This is a genomic window from Pseudomonas sp. ACN8 (assembly GCF_002303925.1).
GTDB lineage: Bacteria > Pseudomonadota > Gammaproteobacteria > Pseudomonadales > Pseudomonadaceae > Aquipseudomonas.
The window spans coordinates 132260-158699 of the sequence record NZ_MRCS01000002.1; the positions used below are offsets into that span (position 1 = coordinate 132260).

Here is a 26440-nt window from a genome sequence, read left to right on the forward strand (position 1 = left end):
GCCCATGACAAAACTAAATCAACAGCTTTGGGAGTGCTCCATGATCAAGTCCTTGCTTACCCGCGTTGCCCATCCACTGGCGGTCACCGCCATCGCCGCGACGGTCGCCACCAGCGCCCAGGCCGGCACCCTGTCCATCGGTCATACCACCTGGGTCGGCTACGGCACCCTGTACCTGGCCCAGGACCTTGGCTACTTCAAGGAAAACGGTTTGACCGTCGAATTGCCGGTGGTCGAAGAAGCGGCGATGTACATGGCCGCACAAGCGTCCGGCGAGTTGTCCGGCTCGGCGTCGACCATCGACGAAGTGCTCAAGTACCGTCCGCAATTCTGCTTCAAGGCTGTTGCAGCATTGGACGACAGCCATGGAGGCGACGGCGTGCTGGTGGGCAAGGATGTCAAGAGCCTGCAGGAACTCAAGGGCAAGGCCGTTGCGGTCAACGAAGGTTCGACCTCGCAGTTCTGGCTGTCGTATCTGCTGAAAAAACACGGCATGAGCATGAGCGACATCACCGTGCAGAACATGACGGCCGACGACGCCGCCACTGCGTTCATCGCCGGCCGAGTACCGGCCGCCGTGACCTGGGAGCCGCACTTGTCGATGGTTCGCGAAAAAAAACAGGGCAAGGTACTGATCGACAGCAGCAGCACGCCGGGGGTGATCGTCGATGTGGTCGCACTGAACTGCAGCGTGATCGAAAAGCAGCCGGAAGACGTCAAGGCCCTGGTGGCCGGTTTGTACAAAGCCGTGCAGTACACCAAGGATCATCCCCAGGAAGCCTACAAAATCATGGCCAAGGGTGTTGGCGGTTACCTGGCCGATCCGAAGGAAATGGAGGCCGCAGCGCAAGGCGTGCGCTTCTACGATCAGGCCATGAGCGAAAAACTGCTGGGCTCACCGGGCAAGCCGGGTGACAGCGCACCGCTGATCAAACTGGCCAACGAGACCGCCAGCGAGCTGCAAGGCAAGCCCTACAACGTCAGCAATGACGACCTGATCGACAACCGTTTCGTCACCCCGCTCTAGGAGGCTGCATGTTCAAGCGCAATTCATGGCTGAGCCGCTGCATCACGCCCAAGACCGGTTTGCCGGTCTCGGTGATCTGGAGCGCAAGCGGCCTGGCCTGGGTGCTGTTGGTCGGCCTGTGGGCCGGTTTGTCCTACGGTGGCGTGGTGCCGGGCATGTTCCTGCCGACGCCGGGCGCGGTGGTCGAGGCCGCCGTGCGCCTGGGTCGCGACGGCACCCTCGGCCAGCACGTGTGGGCCAGTGTCGAAGTGGTGATGGTCGGTTTCATCGTGTCGTCCCTGGTGGCGGTGCCGCTGGGAATGTTGATGGGCAGTTTCCGCATCGTCCAGGCCTTTCTTGAGCCGCTGGTGAATTTCATTCGTTATCTGCCGGTGACCTCGTTCGTGCCGCTGTTCATCCTGTGGATCGGCATCGGTCTGGAGCAGCGGGTGTCGGTGATCATCTTCGGCGTGTTCTTCCAGCAACTGGTGATGATCGCGGACGTGTCCAAAGGCATCTCCAAGGACCTGATCAACGCCTCCTACACCCTCGGTTCAAACCGTCGTGATGCGGTGCTGCACGTCATCGCCCCGGCGTCCCTGCCGGGCGTGCTCGACACTTTGCGGGTGACCATGGGCTGGGCCTGGACTTACCTGGTGGTGGCTGAACTGGTCGCCGCTTCCAGTGGCCTGGGTTACCTGAGCCTCAAGGCCATGCGTGGCTTCCAGGTGGATGTGATTTTCCTCGCCATCGCGATCATCGGCCTGCTGGGCCTGGTCACCGATCAACTGTTCCGTTTCCTACGTCTGAGGATCACCGCATGGGCTCAGTAACCGCCGCCACTCATCGTTTTGTCGCCCCTCAGGCTGCCCCGGTGAACGCGCCACGGCTGAAGGTGGACAAGGTCAGCCTGCGTTACAGGAAACCCGATGGCGGTACCTTTACCGCGTTGGAGCAAGTGTCGTTCGAGGTGCCGGACCAGCAATTTGCTGTATTGGTGGGGCCTTCAGGTTGCGGCAAGTCGAGCCTGCTGTACCTCACCGCCGGCCTGGCCGAACCGACCTCGGGCGAGATTTACGTCGGCGGCCAGCAGGTGGAAGGCCCCGGTGCGGATCGCGGCATGGTGTTCCAGAGCTACACGCTGTTCCCGTGGCTGACGGTGCGCCAGAACGTCGAGTTCGGCCTCAAGCGGCGCGGCATGCCGGCGGCGCAACGCAAGGACATCGTCGATTACTACGTCAACGAAGTGGGCCTGAGCGGCTTTGCCGACAACTACGCCAAGCAGTTGTCCGGCGGTATGATGCAGCGTGTCGCCATCGCCCGGGCGTTGGCCAACGATCCACAGATCCTGCTGATGGACGAGCCCTTCGGCGCCCTCGACAGTCAGACGCGCCTGCAAATGCAGCAACTGTTGCTGCGGGTGTGGGGCAACAGCAAGAAGACCGTGTTGTTCGTGACCCACGACATTGACGAGGCGATCCTGCTCGGCGACCGGGTCTACGTCATGGGCGCCAGGCCTGGGCGGATCAAGCAGATTCTGGATGTGCCGATCGAACGTCCACGCAACCTCGATATGGTCATGGAGCGCTCGTTCATCGAGATGAAGCGCGAGATCTTCGGGCTGCTGCACGATGATCTGGAGGAGGTGCATTAAACCTGATTTCAGCCCATGCATGACCCTGTGGGAGCGAGCCTGCTCGCGAAGGCGTAGTGTCAGTCAATATTGATCTGTCTGACACACCGCAATCGCGAGCAGGCTCGCTCCCACAGGTTTTATGTGGATTCGGAACTAAGGCGCAGCCGGCAACAGGAACCGCGCAATCACCGGCAGGTGATCGGAGATACGCAACGTATCATCCTGCCGCACCATCGCCTCGACCCGTTTGATCCGCGGGCTGTAGAACAGGTAGTCGACAGTCCGGTCCGGACCGTTCAGCCCGGGATCGTTCGGGTAATGGGTCAGCCAGCGTTCGCGGTCGATACCACTGGCTTCGTTGTTGGTCGGGATCATCGGGTACTTGTCCCACAGCAGGTGCAACGGGCTGTCGGCAGAGTAGGGCGCGCGTTGTGCGTCGGACAGGCGTCGATACTGGCCCAGCGGCAACAGGTTGAAATCCCCACCGATCAGCCACGGTGTGCCACGGCTTTCGAGTTTATCGAGGGTCCTGGCCACGGCGTTCACCTGGTTTTGCAAGGTGTTGTCGGCTCGATTGGCGCGGTCCAGATGGGTATTGAGCACCGCTATTTGCCCGCCATCACTCAACGGCAAGTAGCTCACCAGCAAGGCATCTCTGGGTTTGAATTGGCGGCTGAGTGGATTGCCCGAGGTGATGGGCAGTTGCAGCCGTTCGGCATGTTCGATCTGGTAACGGCTCAGGGTCGCCAGTTGCCGGCCGACACTGCCGAAGATGTGCGGGTTCGGCACGAAGTCAGCCTTCCAGTCGAACGCGCTGGTGCCACACGGATACAAGTCGGCGAGCCGTTCTTGCAGCAGTTTGAACTGGTGCTGGTAATCGCTGGCCTTGGCGCCGTCGTCCAGTTCCTGCAACAGCACGATGTCCGGTTGTTCGTCGCGAATCACCCGCGCCACTTCGTCGAGGCTGAAAGCCATGTCTTCCGCTGTGGGACGTTCGTCGGTACCAGCGGCCAGGTCATTCCAGAATACGTAACGCTTGCCGGCCAGGTATTGGACGTTCCAGGTCATCACTTTCAACGCCTGCCCGGGGACCAGGGAGGGGGCCTGGGCACTGCAACTGACGGGCAATACTTCTTTGGCATCGGGGCGCCAGGTCAGGCTGTAGATCATTACGGTGATCAGGCCGATCACGATCAGCAGGCCCAGCAGGGTGTAGCGCAGTAGACGGGTCATGGCTCGGCTTATTAGCGTTACAGGATTGTTCCCGAGGATACCCGAGAGCGATGGTCGCGCCCAACGTCAGAGCGAGTTGTCATTTCTCTCAGGCAGCGGGTTGATCAGCATGAACAGCCGGAACAGCACCACGCTGGTAAACAGCTGAAGGAAGCTGTGGGCACTGTCGATCAATAGTGAGATCACCGGGTTCTGCGGTTCCGGGTACGCCGCCAGTGTCACGCCTTTGAGCAGCCACAACGGCCCCATCACACTCAGAATGCACAGCAGGATGCGCAGGAAATGACCGCTGGTCAGGCGCAGGCTTTCCTTCATGGCCGCCAGCGGCGCCAGGCCGCGCAACACCAACAGGTATTCGCCAAACGCCAGCGTCACCATCAGGTAGATGCCCGGCAGGAAATACAGCGACAGGCCCAGCAGGATCAGCACGGTATTGAGCACCGTCAGCAGGGCGAAGCGCGGCCACAGGTAGGCGGACCTGGACAGCAGTTCGCGGTTGCTCGGCGATTCTCCGCGGCTGCGAGCATCGAGAAACAGAATCAGCGCGGCGGTATACAGCGGGTACACCAGCAAGCCGACAATCACGCTGATGCCGGGGAAACTGTCCGGCTCCGTGGAGTGGTCGACCACTTGTTGCAGCAGTGCCTCAAACATCACCAGCGGCAGGCACAGCTGCACGATCTGGCTCAGATTGCGCTTGAAGAAATACAGGGAGTCACGCAGCACATCTAACGGATTCATCAGTGGGTATCGCAGGTTGGAAGCAGTGGCTCACTTTAACCGATCAAGCGCAGGGGGAAGCAAACGTAAACGTTCGGTAAAGGACATTGAAACATCTTGTTTCAGCCTCCATTAAGGTTGAGCGCCTTATCCTCATTGGATAAAGGCAACGATTTCCCCGGCAATCTACGAGGTCGCCATGAACAGCGAAGAACAAACCCTGATCGATGGACTGTTTTCCCGGCTGCAGCAGGCCGAAACGGACTCAGCCCCGCGCGACGCCCAGGCCGAGGCGCGGATCAAGGAACACCTGACGCGCCAGCCCGCGGCAGGTTATTTCATGACCCAGGCGATTCTGGTGCAAGAGGCGGCGATCAAGAGCCTCGATGAGCAGAACAAACAACTGACCCAGCAAGTCCAGCAATTGCAGGCTGAACTGCAACAGGCCAAGGCCCAGGCGACCCCGGCTCCTGCGCCGAGTGGCGGTGGCTTTTTGTCGAGCATCTTTGGCGGCAACTCCCGCGAGCCACAGCCCGCGCCAACCCAGAGCGCACCGCCGTCGAACGGTGGCTGGCGTGAGCCGGGACGCTCGTCGTTCGGTTCGCAGCCGCCACAGCAGAGCTTCGGTGCCCCGCAACAGAACTTTCCACAGCAGGGCTATGCGCCGCAACAACAGGCTCCGGCAGCGGCTGGCAGCAGTTTCCTTGGTGGTGCGCTGAAAACCGCCGCCGGCGTGGCGGGTGGCGTAATGCTGGCACAGGGCATCAGCAGCCTGTTCCATCACAATCAGCAACCGGAAGTCGTCGAAGTCATCAAGGAAGAGCCGGCCCAGGTCAACGACCAGAGCAACAATGGCTGGGGCGATGACCAGCGCATGGCCGGTAACGATACCTACAGCAACGATCAGGGCGGGATCAGCGACGCCGACTACAGCGATGACAACTCATCGTTCTTCGGCGACGACGATTCCTTCGTCTGATACGCCATTCGTCCGGAGCGCAACCGCGCTCCGGGCCGATTATTCGCGGAACAATCCTTCGGGCTGGCATACTGGGCGACTTTTCGGGCCTGGTGCCTGATTCAGCCTTGAGGAAAGCCGGTGAAAAAAATCGCAGTGTTCGCCGATGTCCAGAACCTCTACTACACCGTGCGTCAGGCCTATGGTTGCCACTTCAACTACGCCGCACTGTGGGCTGACATCAGCAAACAGGGCGAGATCGTCGAAGCCTACGCCTACGCCATCGACCGTGGCGACAGCAAACAGCAGCAGTTCCAGCAGATCCTGCGCAACCTCGGTTTCACCGTGAAGCTCAAGCCCTACATCCAGCGCAGCGACGGCTCGGCCAAGGGTGACTGGGACGTGGGCATCACCCTCGACATCATGGACGCCGCCGACCATGTCGATGAAATCGTCCTGGCCTCCGGCGACGGTGATTTCGACATGCTGCTCGAACGCATCATCAGCAAACACGGGGTGCAAGCGGTGGCCTACGGTGTGCCGGGCCTGACCGCCAACTCGCTGATCCGCGCCGCCAGCCGCTACGTGCCGATCGAAGGCGCGTTGCTGCTCAAGAATTGATTTTTACGGAGTTGAACCAGGTTTGGAACGCATAGCAGTCATCGACTTTGAAACCACCGGGATCTCCCCGAGCAGCAGCTGCCGGGCCACGGAAATCGCCGTGGTGATCCTTGAGCAGGGGCGCATCGTCGAGCGTTACCAGAGCTTGATGAACGCCGGCGTACGTGTCCCGGCCTTCATCGAACAACTCACCGGCATCAGCAACGCCATGCTGCGCACCGCGCCGTCGGCCGAGCAGGTGATGAACGAGGTCAACGAATTCGTCGGCACCACGCCATTGCTGGCGCATAACGCCGCGTTCGACCAGAAGTTCTGGGACTTCGAACTGGGGCGAATCAAACGCACCCGCTTGCAGAATTTTGCCTGCTCGCTGCTACTGGCCCGCCGCCTGATGCCCGCCGCACCGAACCACAAGCTCGGCACCCTCACCACGTTTGCCAACCTGCCCCACACCGGCAAGGCCCACCGGGCCATGGCCGATGCCGAGATGGCGGCCAACCTGACCGCGCACCTCGCTGACGAACTGCGGCAGAAGCATGGCTTGCGCGAGTTGTCCCATGACTTGTTGTGCAAGTTGCAGAAAGTGCCTGCGGCGAAAGTGGGCGAACACCTAAAGCGCTATCGCTGATCCCGAAAACACCACAAGTCCCCTGTAGGAGCGAGCCTGCTCGCGATGAACCCGAGAACGGTGCGGGGTGTCAGGTTTCCCGCGTTATCGTTGGCGACCATCGCGAGCAGGCTCGCTCCTACATCTATGGTTCCGCGTTCGATCAAAGCTTGCCGTTGCCTTCGATATGTCCCAACGGCACCCGCTTCTCGATGGCGCTGGACAACACAATCGACGTCTTGCTGAAGCCGAACGTGGCGATCCGGTTGATCAGTTCTTCCAGTTCCGGCATCGAGCCCACCGCCGCTTGCATGATCACGCACGGGTCGCCGGTCACCCGATGGCATTCGGTCAATTGCGGGATTTTGATCAGGTCGTCGTAGGCTTTCTGGTTGCCGTGCTGGTTCAGGCGCAATTCGATCACGCACTGGATCGGCAGGCCGAGCTTGGCCATGTCGACCTTCGCCTGATAACCGGTGATCACGCCGCTGGCTTCGAGCTTGGCCACGCGCTCGGCCACGGCCGGGGCAGACAGGTTGACCTTGCGCGCCAGGTCCGCGTAGGACGCGCGACCGTTTTCCAGCAGGGCGCTGAGCAGCATGCGGTCATACTTGTCCATCGGGGTGACTCCTGAAAATGGCCGACTTTCGAAAACACGGTTTATAGCGCTGAACTCCGTGTTTTGAAAAGTGTACTGGCGCTCTAAACAGGTTTTGTAACTTATTTTCCGACGCCAGCCTTTCTAGAATAGCCGTTCACTTGTCCTTGCCTGTGAGCTGCCCCCATGTCCGGCCTTCGTCGCTTTCCCTTACCCTTGATCGCTGCCTTCTTTGCCTTGTACGTGATTTGGGGCTCGACTTACCTGGTGATCCGCATCGGCGTGGAGTCCTGGCCGCCGTTGCTGCTTGCCGGCATTCGCTTCGTGATCGCCGGAACCTTGATGTATGCCTTCCTGCGCTGGCGCGGAGCGCCGGCGCCGACCTGGGCGCAGTGGAAAGCCGCCGGGATCATCGGGATTCTGCTGTTGGCGTGCGGCAACGGCGCGGTGAGCGTGGCCGAGCACACGGGCGTGGCCTCCGGGGTGGCGGCGTTGGCGGTGGCGACGGTGCCGCTGTTTACCTTGCTCTGCGGCTATTTCTGGGGCGCGCGTAATACCCGTCTCGAATGGGCCGGGATCGTGCTCGGGCTGATCGGCATCGGCATGCTCAACCTCGGTTCCAACCTGCAATCGAGTCCATTGGGTGCGGCGTTGCTGATTTTTGCAGCGGCGACCTGGGCCTTTGGCTCTGTTTGGAGCAAACACCTGCCGTTGCCTCAGGGCGCGATGGCCAGCGCTGTGGAAATGCTGGTGGGCGGTGTGGTGTTGCTGATTGCCAGCGCAGTCAGCGGTGAGCATCTGGAAAAGGTGCCACCAATCGAAGGCTGGGCCGCGTTGGCGTATCTGACCGTGTTCGGTTCGATCATCGCCTTCAACGCCTACATGTACTTGTTGAAGCACGTGCGTCCGGCTGCTGCCACGAGCTATGCCTACGTCAACCCGGCGGTGGCGGTGTTGCTGGGGATCGTGTTCGTCGGCGAAACCATCGGTATCGAGGAAGCCCTGGCGATGGCGGTGATCATCAGTGCCGTGGTGTTGATCGGCTTGCCACAATGGCGCCGCACGCCAGAGCGGCCAGTGGTAACGACGGCAGTACCGACAGAATCCCGTGTGAATTAGGGTAAACTGCGCGGCATTGCATCTTGTATTGCACACTTGTTTTGAACAACCCGCGCTGAATTTTCCTACGGTACTCCCATGACTTTCGCCACCCTTGGCCTAATCGAACCCTTGCTGCGCTCCCTCGAGACGCTCGGCTACCAGACTCCGACGCCGGTTCAGGCGCAAGCCATTCCGGCGGTGCTGGCCGGTCGTGACCTGATGGCCGCCGCCCAGACCGGCACCGGCAAGACCGCCGGTTTCGCCCTGCCGCTGTTGCAACTGCTGGCCATGGAAGGGCCGAAAGTCACCGCCAACTCGGTCCGCGCGCTGATCCTGGTACCGACCCGCGAGCTGGCCGAGCAGGTTCACGAAGCCGTGCGCCAGTACGCCGAAAACCTGCCGCTGCGCACCTACGCGGTATATGGCGGCGTCAGCATCAACCCGCAGATGATGAAGCTGCGCAGCGGTGTCGACCTGTTGGTGGCGACCCCGGGCCGCTTGCTCGACCTGTTCCGCCAGAACGCGCTGAAGTTCAACCAGTTGCAAACCCTGGTGCTGGACGAAGCCGACCGTATGCTCGACCTGGGCTTTTCCGAGGAACTGGCGAACATTTACCGCGCGCTCCCTAAGAAACGTCAGACGCTGTTGTTCTCCGCAACCTTCTCCGATGACATCCGCCTGCTGGCCGGGCAGATGCTCAACGATCCGCTGACCATCGAAGTCAGCCCGCGCAACGTCGCGGCCAATACGGTCAAGCAATGGATCGTGACGGTGGACAAGAAGCGCAAGCCGGAGCTGTTCGTTCACCTGATGCGCAAGGGCAAGTGGAAGCAGGTGCTGGTGTTCGCCAAGACCCGCAACGGCGTGGATGCGCTGGTGGATAAACTTCAGGGGCTGGGCATCAATGCCGACGGCATCCACGGCGACAAACCCCAGGCGACTCGTCAGCGCGCACTGGATCGTTTCAAGGCGAGTGAAGTGCAGATTCTGGTCGCCACCGACGTGGCGGCTCGTGGTCTGGATATCGAAGATCTGCCGATGGTGGTCAACTTCGATTTGCCGATAGTCGCTGAGGACTACATCCACCGCATCGGTCGTACCGGCCGCGCGGGTTCGACCGGCGAGGCGATTTCCCTGGTCTGCGCCGATGAAGTGAATCTGCTCTCGGCCATCGAGATGTTGACCCGCCAGACCTTGAAGCGGCAGAACGAGCCGGACTTCGAACCTGAGCACCGCGTGCCGGACACCGATGCCAGTGGCCAGGTCGTGAAGAAGCCGAAGAAACCGAAGAAACCAAAGGCTTCCGGTGGTGGCGGTGGTAAACGCAATCTGGGCAAGTGGGTGGATAGCGGGGAAGTTGCGCCGGCGGAGCCTTCGATCAAGCCTGTGCGCAAGGTGCCGGTGTTCAATACCGGGCCGCGTAAGCGCAAGCCTTGATTACGCACTGCGTCCGTTAGGCCGTCATCGCCAGCAGGCTGGCTCCCACAGGTTTTTTGTGAGCGACACAAATCCCGTGTGGGAGCCAGCCTGCTGGCGATGGGAGCTGCGCGGTCATCAACCCTTGCGCCGCAACCACTCCACCATCCCCAACCCCGCCGCCCGCCCGCTGGCGAAACACGCGGTCAGCAGATAGCCGCCGGTCGGCGCTTCCCAATCGAGCATTTCCCCCGCGCAAAACACGCCAGGCAGTTGCTTGAGCATCAATCGCTCATCCATTGCCTCGAACAACACACCGCCAGCGCTGCTGATGGCCTCGTCCAGTGGACGGGGTTTCACCAATGTCAGTGGTAATGCCTTGATCGATTGGGCCAGCAGGCTCGGGTCGGTAAACGCTTCGGCAGGCGTGAGTTCACGCAATAGCGCCGCTTTTACGCCATCGATGCCCAACTGACTGTGCAGGTGTTTGGCCATGGATCGCGATCCCCGTGGCTTGCTCAACGCCGCTTGAATTTTATCCACAGGCCGGCCGGGCAACAGGTCCAGATGAATGGTTGCCGAGCCGTGCCGGTTGATCGCCTCGCGGATCGGTGCCGACAGGGCGTAGATCAAACTGCCTTCGATTCCGGTGGCAGTAATCACACATTCGCCTAGTCGCGGAACGTCATCATTAAGACCGATGGCGATATTTTTCAGCGGGGCGCCGGCGAATTTGCTGACCATCAATTCGCTCCAGGCCTGCACCTCGAAGCCGCAATTACTGGGTTGCAACGGCGCCAGTCCTACACCGTGCTGCTCCAGTGGCAGCATCCACGCGCCATCCGAACCCAGTCGCGACCAACTGCCGCCACCGAGGGCGAGCAGGGTGGCATCGGCTTGCACGGTCTTTTCACCTTCCGGACTGTCGATGCGCAAATCGCCACGCTCGTCCCAGCCGAGCCAGCGGTGGCGGGTGTGGATAACTACGCCGCTGTCGCGCAGGCGCTTGAGCCAGGCGCGCAGCAATGGCGCGGCCTTCATGTCGGTGGGGAATACCCGGCCGGAGCTGCCGACGAAGGTATCGATGCCCAGGTCATGAATCCACCGGCACAAAGCTTCGGCGCCGAAGCCGCGCAGCAGCGGGGCGATCTGCGGGGCGCGTTCGGCGTAGCGCGAGAGAAACGCCGGATAGGCTTCGGAGTGCGTGATGTTCATGCCGCCGACGCCGGCCAGGAGGAATTTTCGTCCGACCGAGGGCATGCCGTCGTACAGGTCGACCGTGATCCCGGCCTGGCTCAACACTTCGGCCGCCATCAGTCCGGCGGGGCCGCCGCCGATGATGGCGACGTGAGGGGGAAGGGCTGGCGAAGATTGGGTCATGGGATGCGCTGCGGTCTGGCGGGATAAGCCGGGCATTCTACCAGCCCCGCCCCCTGTAGGAGCGAGCCTGCTCGCGATGGCGGCGGTACATTCAACATCTGTGGGCCTGACAGACCGCTATCGCGAGCAGGCTCACTCCTACAGGGTTTAGAGGTGTCTTTGAAGGGTGGTTAAAAAACAGTCAGTGTTCTGTAGCCTATACGCCGTGTGGGCTGTAGGCCCTTTCACTCAGGTTATCCACAGGCAGTTCCACAGGCATTGTGGGTAAAGCATCCACAGTTCAGTGACAACCTGATGACTGCCAGACGCGTTGCGCGCTGTGATGGAGGATGCCGTGACGGCGGGCCAGGGCCTGGCGGTCCTTGCTGTAGCCGCCGCCGATTACCCCGACGAGCGGAATGTCACGGCCCAGGCAATGGCGCATCACGCTTTCATCGCGGGCGGCGACGCCTTCGTCTGTCAGCTTCAGATAACCCAGGGCGTCGTCCTTATGCACATCGACCCCGGCGTCATACAGTACCAGGTCCGGTTGGTAGAGCGGCAGCAGGTAGTTGAGTGCATCGTCCACGACCTTCAGGTAATCGGCATCGCCCATGCCGTTGGGCAGTGGAATGTCCCAGTCGCTTTCGGCCTTGCGTGCGGGAAAATTCTTTTCGCAGTGCAGGGAAACGGTCACTGCTTCCGGGGTGTTGTGCAGTATTCGTGCAGTCCCGTCGCCCTGATGCACGTCGCAATCGAAGATCAGCACCCGGTTCACCCTTCCACTTTCCAGCAGGTAATGGCTGATCACCGCCAGGTCATTGAAGATGCAAAATCCGGCCGGATAGTCGTAGTGCGCGTGGTGGGTACCGCCCGCCAGGTGACAGGCCAGGCCATACTCCAGCGCCTTTTCGGCCGCCAGCAACGAACCGCCGACCGCCCGCACCGTACGTCGGGCCAGGGCTTCGTTCCAGGGCAGGCCGAGGCGGCGCTGGTCTTCGCGGGATAATTCGCCACTCATGTAGCGCTCGATGTACGAAGGGTCATGGGCGAGGGCGAGAATATCTGCCGGACACAGATCCGGGCGCAGCAAGTCGACGTCGCGGGTCAGACCGCTGTCCACCAGGTGATCGCGCAACAGGCGGAACTTATCCATGGGAAAGCGGTGATCCGCCGGAAACTCGGGGCTGTAGTCTTCGTGATAAATCAGCGGCAGTGGCATGGTCATTTCATGTAGGAATGAGAGAGGGATCCTATCAGCGTTGTAGACTTGCAGCATGCAAACGGAGGGGCGGTGAGCAATGGAGCCAATACTGGAACTTGAAAGCGCTCGGCTGCTGTTGCGCCAGTGGCGCGATGAAGATTTAGCGGACTTTGCCGCGATGTGTGCCGATCCGCAGGTGATGCGCTATTTCCCGGCAACCTTGAGCCGGCTGGAAAGCGCATCATTGATCGGGCGAATCCGTGGTCATTTCGCCGAGCATGGTTATGGTCTCTGGGCTTTGCAGCGCAAGGATTCTGGCCAGTTCATCGGGTTTACCGGGCTTGGCGTGGTCGGTTTCGACGCACCCTTTACCCCGGCCACGGAAATCGGCTGGCGCCTGGCCCGCGAGCACTGGGGCTTGGGTTACGCCAGCGAAGCGGCGTGGACCGTTCTGCGCTGCGGGTTCGACCGCTTGCCGCTGCAAGAGGTCGTGGCCTTCACGACGCAAACCAATCTGCCGTCAGAGAAAGTCATGCAGGCCATCGGCATGCACCATGATCCGGAAAATGACTTCGATCACCCGCGACTCGAAGCCGATCACCCGTTGCGTCGGCATGTGTTGTATCGCATCAGCCGCGAGCAATGGCTGCAAACCTTGCATGGATAACCTGACACGGACGTTTACAATGGCCCTCATGGGCAGAGTCCCGAAACTGAATCGACCGTAGCAGCCAAGGCTGCGCGGCCATGTTTTGCCTGAGGAGCATCTGAATGAGCCAAGTGTTGGATGATCTGGTCGACCTGCTGACCCTGGAACCGATCGAAGAAAACCTGTTCCGTGGTCGTAGCCAGGACCTGGGGTTTCGTCAGCTGTTCGGTGGTCAGGTGCTCGGCCAGTCGCTGTCGGCGGCCAGTCAGACGGTTGAAGAGGCGCGCCATGTGCATTCGATGCACGGCTATTTCCTGCGTCCGGGCGATGCCGGATTACCGGTGGTGTATCAGGTTGACCGGGTGCGTGACGGTGGCAGTTTCAGCACGCGCCGGGTGACGGCGATCCAGAAGGGCCACCCGATCTTCACCTGCAGTGCGTCGTTCCAGTACGACGAAGAAGGCTTTCAGCACCAGACCGAAATGCCGCAAGTGGTCGGTCCGGAAAACCTGCCATCGGAGCTGGAGATCACCCAGCAGCGCGCGCACCTGATCCCTGAGAAAATGCGCGAAAAACTGCTGTGCCCGAAGCCGATCGAATTTCGACCGGTGACCGAGAAGGATCCTTACAACCCGCTGCCCTCCGATCCGGTCAAGTACGTCTGGTTCCGCGCCGACGGGGCGTTGGCCGATTCGCCGGCGCTGCATAAATACCTGCTGGCCTACGCCTCGGACTTCGGTCTGCTGGTCACCTCGATGCAGCCCCACGGCAAAACGGTCTGGAACAAGGACATGCAGGTGGCCAGCCTCGATCACGCGCTGTGGTTCCATCAGGACCTGCGTGCCGATGACTGGTTGCTCTACGCGATGGACAGTCCGTGGGCCGGCAACTCCCGTGGATTCTCCCGTGGCAGCGTGTTCAACCGCGCGGGGCAACTGGTGGCCTCGGTCACCCAGGAAGGCTTGATCCGTCACCGCAAGGATTGGGCATGAGCCTGGCCGACGTGCGTCACTGGGTGTTCGACATGGACGGCACCCTGACGGTGGCCGTGCACGACTTCGCGGCGATTCGCGTGGCGTTGGCGATCCCTGCCGAACACGACATCCTGACCCACCTCGCCGCGCTGCCAGCCGATGAGGCCGCAGCCAAACATGCCTGGCTGCTGGAGCATGAGCGGGACCTGGCCCTCGGTTCGCAACCGGCACCGGGTGCGGTGGAACTGGTGCGCGAGCTGGCCGGGCGCGGTTATCGCCTGGGCATTCTCACGCGCAATGCCCGGGAGCTGGCACATGTCACGCTGGAGGCCATTGGCCTGGCCGACTGCTTTGCGCTGGAGGATGTGCTGGGTCGCGATGATGCGCCGCCCAAGCCGCATCCGGGCGGGTTGCTGAAACTGGCCGAAGCGTGGAAGGTGCCGGCGAGCGAGATGGTGATGGTCGGTGACTACCGCTTCGATCTCGATTGCGGGCGAGCGGCGGGGGCGCGGACTGTGTTGGTGAATTTGCCGGATAATCCATGGCCGGAATTGACCGATTGGCATGCGGCGGATTGTGTTGAGTTGCGGCAGATGCTGTTGGCTTGAGTGCTTCGTTGCCTGGTCAACCGCCATCGCGAGCAGGCTCGCTCCCACATGTGATCTCTGGTGTCCACAAATGATGTGTTCACCGCAAAATCCTTGTGGGAGCGAGCCTGCTCGCGATGGCGTCAGTTCAAGCCCCGAAAATCTTACTGCCCAAACAAAGCCTTCTGCCCCTCCGGCGATGTAAACATCCCATCCCCGTCATGCCCGACCCCGGGTACTTCTATCAGCTGCTGCTTCAACCCTTGCGGTTGCAGCCGCTTCAGATAATCGAAGTAAAAACGCCCACGGGTCAATCGAGACGGCCCTTGCGCCCTGGCCTCACAACTCTTGTCCAGCGCCGGATGATTCGGGTCAGTATCCTGCTGCCCCAGCAGATAAACGACTTCACGCTTGAGGTAACTTTCCTGCAACTGCGCCGCGGTTTGTCCTTCGGCATAGGTCGGTAAATCTGCCAGCCCGTACTTCCAGCGATTGAATTGCGGGCAACCGGCGTGGCTGAACGCCACGGGCCGGCGCTCATCGAAATAAGCGTAGGAGGACGGATTGGCAATCACATAGCGCACCTGCACGCCGGCCGCATCGAGCTCTGACTGCGCGTGACCGAGCAATGCATAGCGCTGAACCACCTGCGCGCCACCGGAATGCCCGGCGATGACGATTTGCTTCACCTCCGGAAACTGCTGACGGTCACCCACGCGGGCGATGATTTCGTCGAGCGCCGCGTAGGAACTCAGCCGAAACGGTGCCGTGGATTCTCCGCCGGCCATCCATTCATTGCCTTGCCAGCGCAAAACGGTGTCGGCCACCGGATGGACCGCAACATCGGTTTCATTGAGAAATTGCGGGGCGATCACCAGGGTCGTTGCGCTTTGCCCGGCCAGTTCGGCCGCGTGCTCACCGCTCTGCAGATAGGTTTGCGCATTGCGCAAGCGACCGTGGAGGATGATCAGCACCCGTTCGATTTTTGCCGGGGCGGGGCTGATGCCCACCGCGATTTCACCTGATTTCAACAGCAGGCGCCCCGAGCTGAGGTCTTTGACCCCCTGCTCGGCGGCCTGGGACGTTGCGCAAGTAAACAGAACAACCAACAACCACTTCTTCATTTACAGATTTTTCGCCGCAAAGGTATCGCACTGGCCAACCTGGCCTTGGGCGAAACCGGTTTTGAACCAGCGCACCCGTTGCGCCGACGTACCATGGGTGAACGAGTCCGGGACCACACGGCCCTGACCCTGTTGCTGCAAACGATCGTCACCGATGGCGTTCGCGGCATTCAGTGCTTCTTCGATGTCGCCCGGTTCCAGCCAGTTCAGGCGCTTCTGCGCATTGTTGGCCCAGACGCCGGCCAGGCAGTCGGCCTGAAGTTCCTGGCGAACCAGCAAGCCACCGTCGCCCTCCATCTGCCGACCCTGCTGGCGCGCTGCCTGAATTTTTGCGGACACCCCAAGCAGGGTCTGCACATGGTGTCCGACTTCGTGGGCGATCACGTAGGCCTGGGCGAAGTCGCCCGCGGCGGAAAAACGTTGGGACATCTCCTGGAAGAACGCCATGTCCAGGTAGACCTTCTGGTCGGCCGGGCAATAGAAGGGGCCGGTCGCCGAGGTGGCCAGACCGCAGGCCGAATTCACGCGGTTGCTGAACAGCACCAGGGTCGGGTCCTTATATTGGCGGCCGACCTGCTGGAAAATCGCACCCCAAGTGTCCTCGGTATCGCCAAGGATTGAACGCACGAACTCCGCGCTTTCATCATTGACCGGCGGTGCCTTGCGACTCTGGTGGGTGGCGGGCGCCGATTGCTGGTCCATTTGCCCGGCCAGTTGTCCGAGGATCTGCAGCGGATCCTGGCCGGTGATCCAGCCGATGCCGACGATCAGGAGGATCGCCGTCAGGCTCAGGCCCTTGCCACCGCCAAAACGCATGCCGCCGCCACCGCCGCCAACATCATCGCCACGGGCGTCGACCACGTTGTCGCTGCGTCGGCCTTTTTTCCATAGCATGTGGGAATCCTCTTCTGTTCCGGGTAAAGCTCCGTGCGATGAGTGTTGCTGCCAAGTGGGAGCGGCGCCAGTCCGGCCGTCCGTCTTTTTTCCGCGCACAGGTTGATTCCCGGCTACCCGTGAAGGGCTGCCGAGAAGCTTTCAGGCTTGTATTGAACACGGATAACCCATCGAATTCCGTCGGGTGATGGTTTTTTATCGTGAGGGCGATCGCCGGTCTCGCGGATTATTCATAAGCGGTGACGCCTGCGATATGGCGCGCGGCGATGTAGCCGAAGGTCAGCGCCGGGCCGAGATTGATGCCGCCAGCGGGGTAGTGGCCGCCCATGATGCTGGCCATGTCACCGCCCGCGGCGTACAGGCCGGCGATGGGTTGCGCCGCGCCATCCAGGACCTGGGCATGTTGGTTGACCTTGAGCCCGGCGAAGGTGCCGAAGCAGCCCGGCTGGACTTTCACGGCATAGAAGGGGCCCTGGTCGATCGGCGCGACGCATGGGTTGGGTCGTTGCAGTGCGTCACCCTGCTTGCGGTTGTAGGGCGTGGAGCCACGACCGAACTGCGGATCCTCGCCGTTGCGCGCGTGGCGGTTGTAGTCCGATACGGTGCTGAGCAAGCCAATCGGGTCGATGCCGCAGGCTGCCGCCAATTCCTCAAGAGTGTTGCCGGTTTTCAGATAGCCGCTTCGGATGAAGGATGACAGTGGCACCGGAAATGGCCGAGAGATGCCCAAGCCATAACGACGTTGAAAGCCATGGGTGCAGATCAGCCACGACACTACTTCTTCACCCGGCGGGGCAGCGGCGACCATGGCTGTGACGTAGTCGTAGTAGCCGTTGGCTTCATTGACGAAACGCTGGCCGTTGCTCAGCACACCGATGATGCCGGGTTTGCCCCGCTCGATGATGTGCGGGAAGTGTCCCGTGCTGCCGTCGCTGTGCGGCACCTGCGAGACCGGCGCCCAGGCGACGGCGGACGCCATGTCGCTATTGATCCGGGCGCCGGCACTTTCGCCCAGGCGCAGGCCATCGCCGCAAACGCCGAGGGGCGGCAGGGCCAGATGCTCATGCCCGGTCGGTGTGCGGGGGAACAGTGCCTTGCGGCGTTGGACGTCATTGGCGAAACCACCTGCGGCGAGCACCACGGCCTTGCGTGCATGGATGCGCACAGAGCCTTTGGCGGTGCTGATCACCGCACCTCGTACCTGATCATTCTCGCGCAGCAATCGGGTCACGGGCGCTGATTCCCAGAGCAACACGCCGAGGTCATCGGCGGATTTCGCCAGGCGCGCCACCAAGGCCACACCGTTGACCAGTTGCATCGCCCGGCCATGCATGGCGAGGTCTAACAGATGACGGCTGAAACGCCGCGTAACGTGCCAGGCCGCCGACAGCGAGCGGGTCAGGTTGAGGAATGCCGTGAGGTCTGCCCCCGCCATGATCGGCATGCCCATGAACGAAGTTTCCCGCATGGTTTTGCGCAGACGCTTGAGCAGTGTTCCGACTTTTCGTGCGTCGTAAGGGGCGGCGATCACCGAGCGTCCACCGGTGCCTGCCCCGGGCGTGTCGCCATGAATGTCGGCAATGGCGTTGCCGTCGGCGAATTGCAGCGAGGTGTGCTGCTCGAAGAACGACACCATCCGCGGGCCGGCTTCCAGGAATGCGTCGATCATCGCCGGATCAAAGCGCTCGCCCAGTTCGTGTTTCAGGTAAGTGCGGGGCAGTTCAACGTCTTCGACGATGCCCGCGCGCCGGGCCAGCGGGTTGCAAGGCACCCAGGCCCAGCCACCGGACCAGGCCGTGGCACCGCCGAACACCGGGTCCTTTTCCACCACTATGACTTTCAGCCCGTGCCACGCGGCGGTCACGGCCGCCGACAGTCCCGCCGCACCGGAGCCTACGATCAGCACATCGCAGTCGATGTCGGGAAGAACGTGCGCTTGGGCAGGCATTGTTTGAGCTCCGGTGTTTTATTGTTTTGGAATCTGGTTCCAAAAAATATAAGAATCAAGTGGAGCCGTACAAGTCTGGAGGGCGTAAAGCGGGCGGTTATCGAACGCTCAGTTCCAGATTTCGCATTCGTGCGGTTGTCTTCTAGAATCGAGCAAATTTTGCGTGGAAGCGACCATGGCCGGCAGTCAGATCGAACGTGTTTTCAGTGTGCTCGAAAGCCTCACCAGCGATCCCCGTGGCCTGCCGATGCAGACCCTGGCGGAGCAACTGGACATCCCCAAGAGCGCGACCCATCGCCTACTGGCCGAGCTGATTCGCCTCGGTTACGTGCGGCAGAATCCGGATAATTTGCGTTATCACCTCTCGACCAAACTGGTGGCGATGGGCTTCCGTTACCTGTCGAGCAGCGGTGCCGATATCGTGCAGCCGGTGCTTGACCGCCTGGCTCAGGAAACCGGCGAACTGGTGCGTCTCGGGGTGATCGACGGTGAGCGTCAGACCTGGATCGCCAAATCCCAGGGCGCGCGTTCCGGTCTGCGTTACGACCCGGACATGGGCCGCGATGCGCCGTTGTTCTACACCGCCTCGGGGCATGCGTGGCTGGCGTGCATGAGCGATGCCGAAGCCTTGTCGCTGGTGGAACGGCAGGGTGCGCAGGTGCCGGAACATGTGGGGCCGAACGCGCCGCGCTCGAACATCGAATTGCTCGAACGCCTGCGTCTGGCGCGGGAGCAGGGCTACGCCTGGGTCGAGGAGAGCTCGGCGGTAGGCACTTCGGCGATTGCGGCCGTGGTGCGCCATCCCGCCGATGGGCGGGTGATCGGCGTGCTCAGCATCGCCGGGCCTAGCGCGCGGATGCCGGGGGTGCGGCTGCATGAGCTGGCGCCGTTGTTGCTGGCGTACACCGAGGAGTTGAGTGCCGCGAGCCTGGCGTCGGAGTTGTTCAGTTAAGGCCACTGCAAATCCCTTGTGGGAGCGAGCCTGCTCGCGAATGCGGTGTGTCATGCGATCTGGATGGCGACTGACACACCCTCTTCGCGAGCAGGCTCGCTCCCACATTTTGAACTGCGTTCAACTTGAGAAGCTGTGCGCTGTTCGAACACTTTCAGGACAGGTCTGTGTAAGAATCTGGAACCAGGTTCTAAATTATTGGAGATTCATCGCTCCAATAATATTCACAAGAGGACCGCACCTTGAATTCGCCACTTCGCATCGCCCTGATCGGTGCTGGCAACATGGGCCAGCAGCATTACCAGCATCTGCAATCCCTGACTGAAGCGACGTTATGTGCCGTGGCCGATCCGGGACCGCAGGCGGCCAGCCTTGCGGCTCAATGGGGCGTAGCCTGTTTCGCCGATCATCGTCAGATGCTGGAGCAGGCGAAGCCGGACGCCGTGATAGTCGCCAACCCGAACACGCAGCATGTCAACACGGCCCTCGATTGCCTCGCGGCCGGTGTGCCGGTGCTGCTGGAAAAACCGGTGGGCGTGCACCTGGATGAAGCCCGGGAGCTGGTGGCTGCCTCGAAGGTGAGTGGCGTTCCGGTACTGGTCGGACATCACCGCCGGCACAATCCGCTGATCGTCCGCGCCCACGAACTTGTCCACAGCGGCGCATTGGGTCGGTTGACCACGGTCACGGCGCTCTGGCAGTTGCGCAAGCCCGACAGTTATTTTGAAACACCCTGGCGTCGCGAGGCCGGTGCCGGGATGCTGTTGACCAACCTGATCCACGACCTCGATCTTCTGCGACACTTGTGCGGTGAAGTGCGTCAGGTTCAGGCCATCACCAGCAATGCCATTCGCGGGTTTGCCAACGAGGATTGCGCGGCGGTGTTGCTGCAATTCGACAACGGCGCACTGGGCAGCCTGACCGGCTCCGATGCGGTGGCCGCGCCTTGGAGCTGGGAGCTGGATTCGGGGGAGAACCCGGTGTATCCGCGCCATCCTGATCAACCGTGTTACTTGCTGGCCGGGACAGGTGGGGCGCTGAGCATTCCGCAGCTTAAACACTGGCACTACAACGAAGTCGACGGAGGCTGGCATCAACCGTTGCTGGCAACCCAGGAAAGCTTCAGTACTGATGAGGCCCTGCGTTTGCAGTTGCAGCACTTCGCGCGTGTTGTGCGTCGGGAGGTCGAGCCGCTGGTGAGTGCCGCCGATGCCGCGCGTACGTTGGCGCTGATCGAAGCCATCCGCGAAGCCGCCGAAACCGGGCGTGCCTGCGCGCCATCCTTGATCGAGGGTTGAGCATGAGCGAGCGTATGTTCTCCCTGGCCAGCCTGACCGTGCTGGAGTTGTCGCCGCCCGATATGGTCGAGGTCGCCGCGCGGGCCGGCTACAGCCATGTCGGCTTGCGCTTGGTGCCGGCGACTCCTGAGGAGCACCATTTTGCCCTGGTGGGCGACCATCAATTGCGGCGCCAGACCCTGGCGCGTCTGCGCGATACCGGAATTCGGGTGCTGGACGTCGAAATCCTGCGGCTCAAGCCGGAAACCGTCGTCGCCGATTTCGAGCAAATCCTGGCAGTGGGTGCCGAGTTCGGCGCCAGTGAGTTGCTGGTGGCCGGTAACGATCCTGACGAACAGCGGCTGACGCAGCATTTTGCCGAACTCTGTGATCTGGCGGCAGCCTATGGGCTGCACCCGCATCTGGAGTTCATGCCCTGGACCGATGCGCGCAATCTTCAACAAGCCGCGCGAATCGTGGAAAACGCCGGGCGTGAAAACGGCGGCGTACTGGTGGACGCCTTTCACTTTGACCGCTCAGGATCGCGGCTGGAAGAACTGGTCAAAGTTGCCCCCTCACGGTTACGGTATGCACAGTTGTGTGACGTCGCAGGACCACGGCCGGCCGACATGGCGGAGATCTTGCGTCAGGCGCGTAACGAACGGCGCTTCCCCGGCGATGGCGATTGTGACCTGCAGGGGTTGTTGCGCGGTTTGCCGGCTGACATTCCATTGAGTCTGGAGATTCCCACCGTGCAGTTGCTGGAGCAGGGCGTGAGTGGATTGGACCGGGCGCAGATGGCGCTGGATAAAACCCGGGAATTGTTGGCGCGGCTGTAATCGGTGCTGCGCACCTTTCGCTTGTAGGAGCGAGCTTGCTCGCGAGGGACGTGAGGGCGCCGTGTTTATCCAGGCGGCCATCATCATCGTTGACGACCATCGCGAGCAAGCTCGCTCCTGCATGTGATGCTTTTGACTTCAGTAAGGAAACCCCATGACCGTCAGCACCCCGCTTTCCGGCGTCAATCAGCCCTTCAAAGGGATCCTGCTGATCGTTGTCGCAACCTTCCTGTTTTCCAGCCACGACGCCTTTTCCAAATACCTCTCCGGTTTCTATCCCATCGTCATGGTGGTCTGGGCGCGTTACGTGGTTCACACCTTGCTGATGGCCGGGATTTTCCTGCCGCAGTCCGGGCTGGGGGTGTTGCGTACCAAGCGGCCATTGCTGCAGGTGATCCGGGCGCTGTGCCTGCTGGGCACCAGTCTGTTTTTCACCACGGGGCTGATGTACATCCCGCTGGCCGAGGCGACGTCGGTCAACTTCCTCGCGCCGGTACTGGTCACCGCGCTGTCGGTACCGCTGCTTGGCGAGCGGGTGACCCGGGGGCAATGGCTGGCGGTGATTTTCGGTTTCAGTGGGGTGCTGATCATCGTTCACCCCGGTGGTGATCTGTTTACCCCGGCGGTGTTGCTGCCGTTCTGCTCGGCGCTGTTTTTCTGCTTCTATCAACTGCTGACGCGCAAGCTCAGCGAGATCGACAGCCCGACCACCAGCAACTTCTTTGCAGGCTTGTGCAACACGCTGGTGATGAGTGCGCTGGTGCCGTTCTTCTGGCAGACGCCGAACCTGGTGCATGGCGCGATGATGCTGGCGCTGGGGGCCTGCGGGATGACGGCACACCTGTTCCTGACCCAGGCGTTCCGCCTCGCGGCACCGGCACTGCTGGCACCGTTCAGCTATTGCCAGATCATCTTCGCCGGCCTCTTGGGCTGGCTGCTGTTTTCCCATACACCGACACTGACCACCGTGCTCGGCATTGCCGTGATCTGCTGCAGCGGGTTGGCGGCCGCGTGGCAACAAAGCCGCCGGTAAAAGCCCAAAGAGAAACGACCTGTAGGAGCGAGCCTGCTCGCGATGTTCGTCAACGATGACACGGGTTGTCTGGATACCCGCGTCGCTCTCAGGTTTTTCGCGAGCATGCTCGCTCCTACAGGGGGTAGTGCGGCGATCTTTAGTCAGTGACGGTCGGAATCTTGCGCGGTGCCATGAAGTACATCCAGGTCAGCGCAATGAAGTACATCGCCGGAATCATGGTGAACAGCACGGTGTAGTTGTTGTTGGTGATGGTCAGGATGTGGCCGACCAGCTGGGTCATGAACATCCCGCCAATCGCCGCACACATGCCGCCGAAGCCGAACACCGTACTCATCATGTGCTTGGGCGTGTAGTCCATCACCAGGCTCCAGATGTTCGCGGTCCAGGCCTGGTGTGCGCCGATGGCCAGGGAGATGGCGGCCACCGCGACCCACAGGTTGCTGGAGCCGGCCGCCATGATCACGCCGATGATGCAGCAGGCGAAGAGGAACATGGACATCAGTCGCGCCTTGATCGGGTTGACGCCGCGACCGATCAGGAACGAGGAGAGGATGCCGCCGCCAACGCTGCCGAAGTCGGCAGTGAGGTAGATGATGATCAGCGGGATACCCATCTGGGTGACATTGATGCCCAGGTTGTATTGCTGGTTGAGGAACGGCGGCAGCCAGTACAGGTAGAACCAAAACACTGGCGCTGTGATCGAGTAGGCGAGGGCGAAGGCCCAGGTGCCACGCATGCGCAGGATTTTCGAGAACGATACGCGGGTTTGTTCCGGTTCGACTTCGTTCTGGATGTAGTCCAGCTCCGACTGTTTGACGCTCGGGTGATCTTCCGGGTTGAAGTACTTCAGGCCCCAGAACAGCAGCCAGATCCCGCCCAGTGCCGACATGCACAGGAACGCGGCCTGCCAGCCCCAAACGTGCAGGATCAGCGGCAGCAGCATCGGGGTGAACATCGCGCCGACGTTGGTGCCAGCGTTGAAAATGCCAGTAGCCACGGCGCGCTCGCCGGCCGGGAACCACAGGCGGGTGGTTTTCACGCAGGCTGGGTAGTTGGCAGCTTCGGTGAGGCCGAGGATGAATCGGCAAACCATGAAGCCGACCGCCGAAGTGGCCAGGCCATGGGCGCCGGTCGCCAGGCTCCAGAGCAATACCGCGCAGAAGAACACGCGCTTGACGCCGACCCGGTCGATCAAGCGGCCTTGCAGCACGAAGCCGATGGCGTAACCGACCTGGAACCAGAAGTTGATGTTGGCGTAGTCCATCGCCGTCCAACTCATTTCCTTGGCCAGGATCGGTTGCATCACGCCCAGGGCGGCGCGGTCGATGTAGTTCAGGGTGGTGGCGAAAAACACCAGTGCCAGCATCCCCCAACGGGTTTTGCCGACAGCCATGGCGCCGCGAATTTTGTCGCCGATGCCACCGGCAGTGACGTTCATGGCCGGAGCCATGCGTGAGCTTTGGGAAGGAATCATGTGTACCACCCGTTTTTTGAATTTGTTATTTGGTGTTTTGGACATCGCGACCGGTGTTGCGTGTCCGGACTTAATGTGAGGACGATGTTGGGCAGTGGACAAAAAATCGTCAATTCGCTAATCACCATTATGTTCGATAATCGAACACAAAACTAACTGGGTAGTACACTTTAAATTGCTCAATGCACCAACCGCCTCAATAATCCCCTCACTCTTTTAAAAGCGGCGCAAATTCCCTGTAGCCGAAGCCTCCACCGGGAGCCGAAACATGCAGCGTTCCATTGCCACCGTATCCTTGAGCGGTACCCTGCCGGAAAAGCTCGAAGCCATTGCCGCCGCCGGTTTCGACGGCGTCGAGATTTTCGAGAACGACCTTCTCTACTACGACGGTAGTCCGCGGGAAATTAAACAGATGTGCGTCGATCTCGGGATCGCCATCACCCTGTTTCAACCGTTCCGTGATTTCGAAGGCTGTCGGCGTGATCGATTGTCGCGCAATCTGGAACGCGCCGAGCGCAAATTCGACCTGATGCAGGAGCTGGGCACTGACCTGGTGCTGGTGTGCAGCAACGCCTCGGCCGAGTCCATCGGTGATGAACAGATTCTGGTCGACGATTTGCGGCTGCTGGCTGAACATGCTGGGGCACGCGACCTGCGCATCGGTTATGAAGCGCTGGCCTGGGGTCGGCATGTGAACACATATCAACAGGTGTGGAACATCGTGCGGCAGGCCGATCACCCAAGCCTCGGCGTGTTGCTGGACAGCTTTCACACCTTGTCGCTCAAGGGCGATCCGAGCGCTATTGCCGAGATTCCAGGCGACAAGATTTTCTTCGTGCAAATGGCCGACGCGCCGATCCTGGCCATGGACGTGCTGGAGTGGAGCCGGCATTTTCGCTGCTTCCCGGGCCAGGGTGAATTCGATTTGCCGGGGTTCCTCGCGCCGATCATCAAGAGTGGGTACACCGGGCCTTTGTCACTGGAAATCTTCAACGATGGTTTCCGCGCCGCGCCTCCACGGGCCAACGCCGCCGACGGCTTGCGCTCGTTGTTGTACCTGGAAGAGAAAACCCGCGAGCGTCTGGCGCAGGAAGCCAAGCCTGCGGCCAACCCCGGGATTCTGTTCGAAACGCCCAAGGCCAGCGAGTACGACGGCATCGAGTTTCTTGAATTCGCCGTGGACGAAAGCCTCGGCGCCAAGCTCGCCCATTGGCTGGCGCGACTGGGTTTCGTCAAGGCCGGGCAGCATCGCTCCAAGAGCGTCAGCCTGATGCGTCAGGGCGATATCAACCTGATCCTCAACTCAGAGCCTTACTCCTTCGGCCACAGCTTTTTCGAAGCCCACGGCCCTTCGTTATGCGCGACTGCCGTGCGGGTCAAGGACAGCGCCAGTGCGCTGGCCCGAGCCGTGGCCTACAAGGGCCAGCCCTATCGCGGGCTGGTGGGCCCCAATGAATTGGAACTGGCGGCGGTGCGTGCGCCGGATGGCAGCCTGATCTATCTGGTGGACCAGGATGCCGACGTCTACGGCACCGACTTCAATCTGTTGGCGGATGCGCCGGTCAGCGGTGGCCTCAAGCGCATCGACCACATGGCCATGGCGCTGCCGGCCGACAGCCTCGACAGCTGGGTGCTGTTCTATAAGAGCCTGCTGGATTTCGAGGCGGACGATGAAGTCGTGCTGCCGGATCCTTATGGTCTGGTGAAGAGCCGTGCCTTGCGCAGTCGCGACAGTTCGATCCGCCTGCCACTGAACATTTCCGAGAACCGCAACACCGCGATCTCACACGCGCTGTCGAGTTATCGCGGCTCCGGTGTGCATCACATCGCGTTTGATTGCGATGACATCTTTGCCCAGGTCAGCCGTGCCAAAGAGGCGGGCGTGCCGCTGCTGGATATCCCGCTCAACTACTACGATGACCTGGCGGCGCGGTTCGATTTCGACGACGAGTTCCTGAGCGAACTGGCCTACTACAATGTGTTGTACGATCGCGACGCCCAGGGCGGTGAACTGTTTCATGTGTACACCGAGCCGTTCGAGGGGCGATTCTTCTTCGAAATCATCCAGCGTAAAAACGGTTATGCCGGCTACGGCGCGGCCAACGTCGCGGTGCGCCTGGCGGCCATGGCCAAATCCCGTAGCGGCGCATTGCGCCAGGCGAAGTTGTAGGTAATTCGTAAACGCGGGATTAAACGTGGGCCGCGCGGCTTCCTTCACCGTGCCGCG

The 26440-nt window shown here is 61.3% G+C and carries 25 protein-coding genes; 16 read left to right on the forward strand and 9 right to left on the reverse strand.

Annotation, left to right across the window (positions count from 1 at the left end; genetic code table 11):
* The first annotated feature begins 40 nt into the window (after nt 1–40).
* The 3 genes from BSF44_RS01875 to BSF44_RS01885 are packed head-to-tail and all read left to right on the forward strand — an operon-like array spanning nt 41 to nt 2660.
* Nucleotides 41–1027 (forward strand): ABC transporter substrate-binding protein, encoded by a 987-nt coding sequence (locus BSF44_RS01875; protein WP_095942014.1) that lies wholly within the window; start codon nt 41–43, stop codon nt 1025–1027.
* Between the two features lie 8 nt (nt 1028–1035).
* Nucleotides 1036–1839: an ABC transporter permease gene (locus BSF44_RS01880; RefSeq protein WP_095942015.1), complete on the forward strand. Its 804-nt coding sequence runs from the start codon at nt 1036–1038 to the stop codon at nt 1837–1839.
* Nucleotides 1827–2660 carry an ABC transporter ATP-binding protein gene (locus tag BSF44_RS01885; RefSeq protein WP_095942016.1) on the forward strand — a complete coding sequence of 278 codons (834 nt, stop codon included), beginning with the start codon at nt 1827–1829 and terminating at the stop codon, nt 2658–2660. The genes BSF44_RS01880 and BSF44_RS01885 overlap by 13 nt, the downstream gene beginning before the upstream one ends.
* A 135-nt stretch (nt 2661–2795) precedes the next feature.
* On the opposite strand, the gene BSF44_RS01890 is transcribed toward BSF44_RS01885, so the two are convergent.
* Nucleotides 2796–3875 carry an endonuclease/exonuclease/phosphatase family protein gene (locus BSF44_RS01890; RefSeq protein WP_095942017.1) on the reverse strand — a complete coding sequence of 360 codons (1080 nt, stop codon included), beginning with the start codon at nt 3873–3875 and terminating at the stop codon, nt 2796–2798.
* 66 nt (nt 3876–3941) lie between these two features.
* Nucleotides 3942–4616 carry a YciC family protein gene (locus BSF44_RS01895; protein ID WP_095942018.1) on the reverse strand — a complete coding sequence of 225 codons (675 nt, stop codon included), beginning with the start codon at nt 4614–4616 and terminating at the stop codon, nt 3942–3944.
* Nucleotides 4617–4794: 178 nt separating this feature from the next.
* Here BSF44_RS01895 and BSF44_RS01900 point away from each other — a divergent pair, with 178 nt between their 5' ends.
* The 3 genes from BSF44_RS01900 to BSF44_RS01910 all read left to right on the forward strand — a co-directional run bounded on the left by BSF44_RS01900 (nt 4795) and on the right by BSF44_RS01910 (nt 6802).
* Nucleotides 4795–5574 (forward strand): DUF2076 domain-containing protein, encoded by a 780-nt coding sequence (locus tag BSF44_RS01900; protein WP_095942019.1) that lies wholly within the window; start codon nt 4795–4797, stop codon nt 5572–5574.
* A 120-nt stretch (nt 5575–5694) separates the two neighbouring features.
* On the forward strand, nt 5695–6174 hold the full coding sequence (locus BSF44_RS01905) for an NYN domain-containing protein (RefSeq protein WP_007990686.1): 480 nt from the start codon (nt 5695–5697) through the stop codon (nt 6172–6174).
* Nucleotides 6175–6196: 22 nt separating this feature from the next.
* On the forward strand, nt 6197–6802 hold the full coding sequence (locus BSF44_RS01910) for a PolC-type DNA polymerase III (RefSeq protein ID WP_095942020.1): 606 nt from the start codon (nt 6197–6199) through the stop codon (nt 6800–6802).
* A 142-nt stretch (nt 6803–6944) separates the two neighbouring features.
* Here the strand turns inward: BSF44_RS01910 and BSF44_RS01915 are convergent, their stop codons facing one another.
* On the reverse strand, nt 6945–7400 hold the full coding sequence (locus tag BSF44_RS01915) for an Lrp/AsnC family transcriptional regulator (protein WP_007994028.1): 456 nt from the start codon (nt 7398–7400) through the stop codon (nt 6945–6947).
* A gap of 165 nt (nt 7401–7565) precedes the next feature.
* Between BSF44_RS01915 and yedA the strand changes: the two genes are divergently transcribed.
* Both yedA and BSF44_RS01925 read left to right on the forward strand, forming a co-directional pair.
* Entirely contained in the window at nt 7566–8498 is a 933-nt protein-coding gene (yedA, locus tag BSF44_RS01920) for a drug/metabolite exporter YedA (protein WP_095942021.1), read from the forward strand.
* Nucleotides 8499–8576: 78 nt separating this feature from the next.
* Entirely contained in the window at nt 8577–9917 is a 1341-nt protein-coding gene (locus BSF44_RS01925) for a DEAD/DEAH box helicase (RefSeq protein ID WP_095942022.1), read from the forward strand.
* 117 nt (nt 9918–10034) lie between these two features.
* Here BSF44_RS01925 and BSF44_RS01930 read toward each other — a convergent pair whose 3' ends face one another.
* Nucleotides 10035–11276 carry a TIGR03862 family flavoprotein gene (locus BSF44_RS01930; protein WP_178081854.1) on the reverse strand — a complete coding sequence of 414 codons (1242 nt, stop codon included), beginning with the start codon at nt 11274–11276 and terminating at the stop codon, nt 10035–10037.
* A 280-nt stretch (nt 11277–11556) separates the two neighbouring features.
* Nucleotides 11557–12477: a histone deacetylase gene (locus tag BSF44_RS01935; protein WP_095942024.1), complete on the reverse strand. Its 921-nt coding sequence runs from the start codon at nt 12475–12477 to the stop codon at nt 11557–11559.
* 79 nt (nt 12478–12556) lie between these two features.
* Between BSF44_RS01935 and BSF44_RS01940 the strand changes: the two genes are divergently transcribed.
* The 3 genes from BSF44_RS01940 (at nt 12557) to BSF44_RS01950 (ending at nt 14690) form a co-directional block, all read left to right on the forward strand.
* Nucleotides 12557–13126, forward strand: coding sequence for a GNAT family N-acetyltransferase (locus BSF44_RS01940; protein WP_095942025.1), 570 nt, complete (start codon nt 12557–12559; stop codon nt 13124–13126).
* A gap of 104 nt (nt 13127–13230) precedes the next feature.
* Nucleotides 13231–14100, forward strand: a complete 870-nt coding sequence (gene tesB / locus BSF44_RS01945) for an acyl-CoA thioesterase II (RefSeq protein WP_095942026.1) — start codon at nt 13231–13233, stop codon at nt 14098–14100.
* Nucleotides 14097–14690 carry an HAD family hydrolase gene (locus tag BSF44_RS01950; RefSeq protein ID WP_095942027.1) on the forward strand — a complete coding sequence of 198 codons (594 nt, stop codon included), beginning with the start codon at nt 14097–14099 and terminating at the stop codon, nt 14688–14690. Before tesB ends, BSF44_RS01950 begins: the two co-directional genes overlap by 4 nt.
* Nucleotides 14691–14833: 143 nt before the next feature.
* Here the strand turns inward: BSF44_RS01950 and BSF44_RS01955 are convergent, their stop codons facing one another.
* The 3 genes from BSF44_RS01955 to BSF44_RS01965 all read right to left on the reverse strand — a co-directional run bounded on the left by BSF44_RS01955 (nt 14834) and on the right by BSF44_RS01965 (nt 18635).
* Entirely contained in the window at nt 14834–15793 is a 960-nt protein-coding gene (locus tag BSF44_RS01955) for an alpha/beta hydrolase (RefSeq protein WP_095942028.1), read from the reverse strand.
* Nucleotides 15794–16687 (reverse strand): neutral zinc metallopeptidase, encoded by an 894-nt coding sequence (locus BSF44_RS01960; RefSeq protein ID WP_095942029.1) that lies wholly within the window; start codon nt 16685–16687, stop codon nt 15794–15796.
* Between the two features lie 226 nt (nt 16688–16913).
* Nucleotides 16914–18635: an FAD-dependent oxidoreductase gene (locus BSF44_RS01965; protein ID WP_095942030.1), complete on the reverse strand. Its 1722-nt coding sequence runs from the start codon at nt 18633–18635 to the stop codon at nt 16914–16916.
* Nucleotides 18636–18810: 175 nt separating this feature from the next.
* Here BSF44_RS01965 and BSF44_RS01970 point away from each other — a divergent pair, with 175 nt between their 5' ends.
* The 4 genes from BSF44_RS01970 (at nt 18811) to BSF44_RS01985 (ending at nt 22736) form a co-directional block, all read left to right on the forward strand.
* Entirely contained in the window at nt 18811–19587 is a 777-nt protein-coding gene (locus tag BSF44_RS01970) for an IclR family transcriptional regulator (protein ID WP_095942031.1), read from the forward strand.
* A gap of 242 nt (nt 19588–19829) precedes the next feature.
* On the forward strand, nt 19830–20885 hold the full coding sequence (locus BSF44_RS01975; RefSeq protein WP_095942032.1) for a Gfo/Idh/MocA family protein: 1056 nt from the start codon (nt 19830–19832) through the stop codon (nt 20883–20885).
* Nucleotides 20886–20887: 2 nt separating this feature from the next.
* The gene (locus BSF44_RS01980; protein WP_095942033.1) at nt 20888–21703 is read left to right on the forward strand and encodes a sugar phosphate isomerase/epimerase; all 816 of its coding nucleotides are present in this window, start codon (nt 20888–20890) and stop codon (nt 21701–21703) included.
* Between the two features lie 154 nt (nt 21704–21857).
* Nucleotides 21858–22736 carry a DMT family transporter gene (locus BSF44_RS01985; protein WP_095942034.1) on the forward strand — a complete coding sequence of 293 codons (879 nt, stop codon included), beginning with the start codon at nt 21858–21860 and terminating at the stop codon, nt 22734–22736.
* Nucleotides 22737–22875: 139 nt separating this feature from the next.
* Here BSF44_RS01985 and BSF44_RS01990 read toward each other — a convergent pair whose 3' ends face one another.
* Nucleotides 22876–24213, reverse strand: a complete 1338-nt coding sequence (locus tag BSF44_RS01990; RefSeq protein ID WP_095942035.1) for an MFS transporter — start codon at nt 24211–24213, stop codon at nt 22876–22878.
* A gap of 268 nt (nt 24214–24481) precedes the next feature.
* Between BSF44_RS01990 and quiC the strand changes: the two genes are divergently transcribed.
* A complete protein-coding gene (quiC, locus tag BSF44_RS01995; protein WP_095942036.1) occupies nt 24482–26383 on the forward strand; it encodes a 3-dehydroshikimate dehydratase QuiC in 1902 nt (633 codons plus the stop codon).
* The last annotated feature ends 57 nt before the right edge of the window (nt 26384–26440 follow it).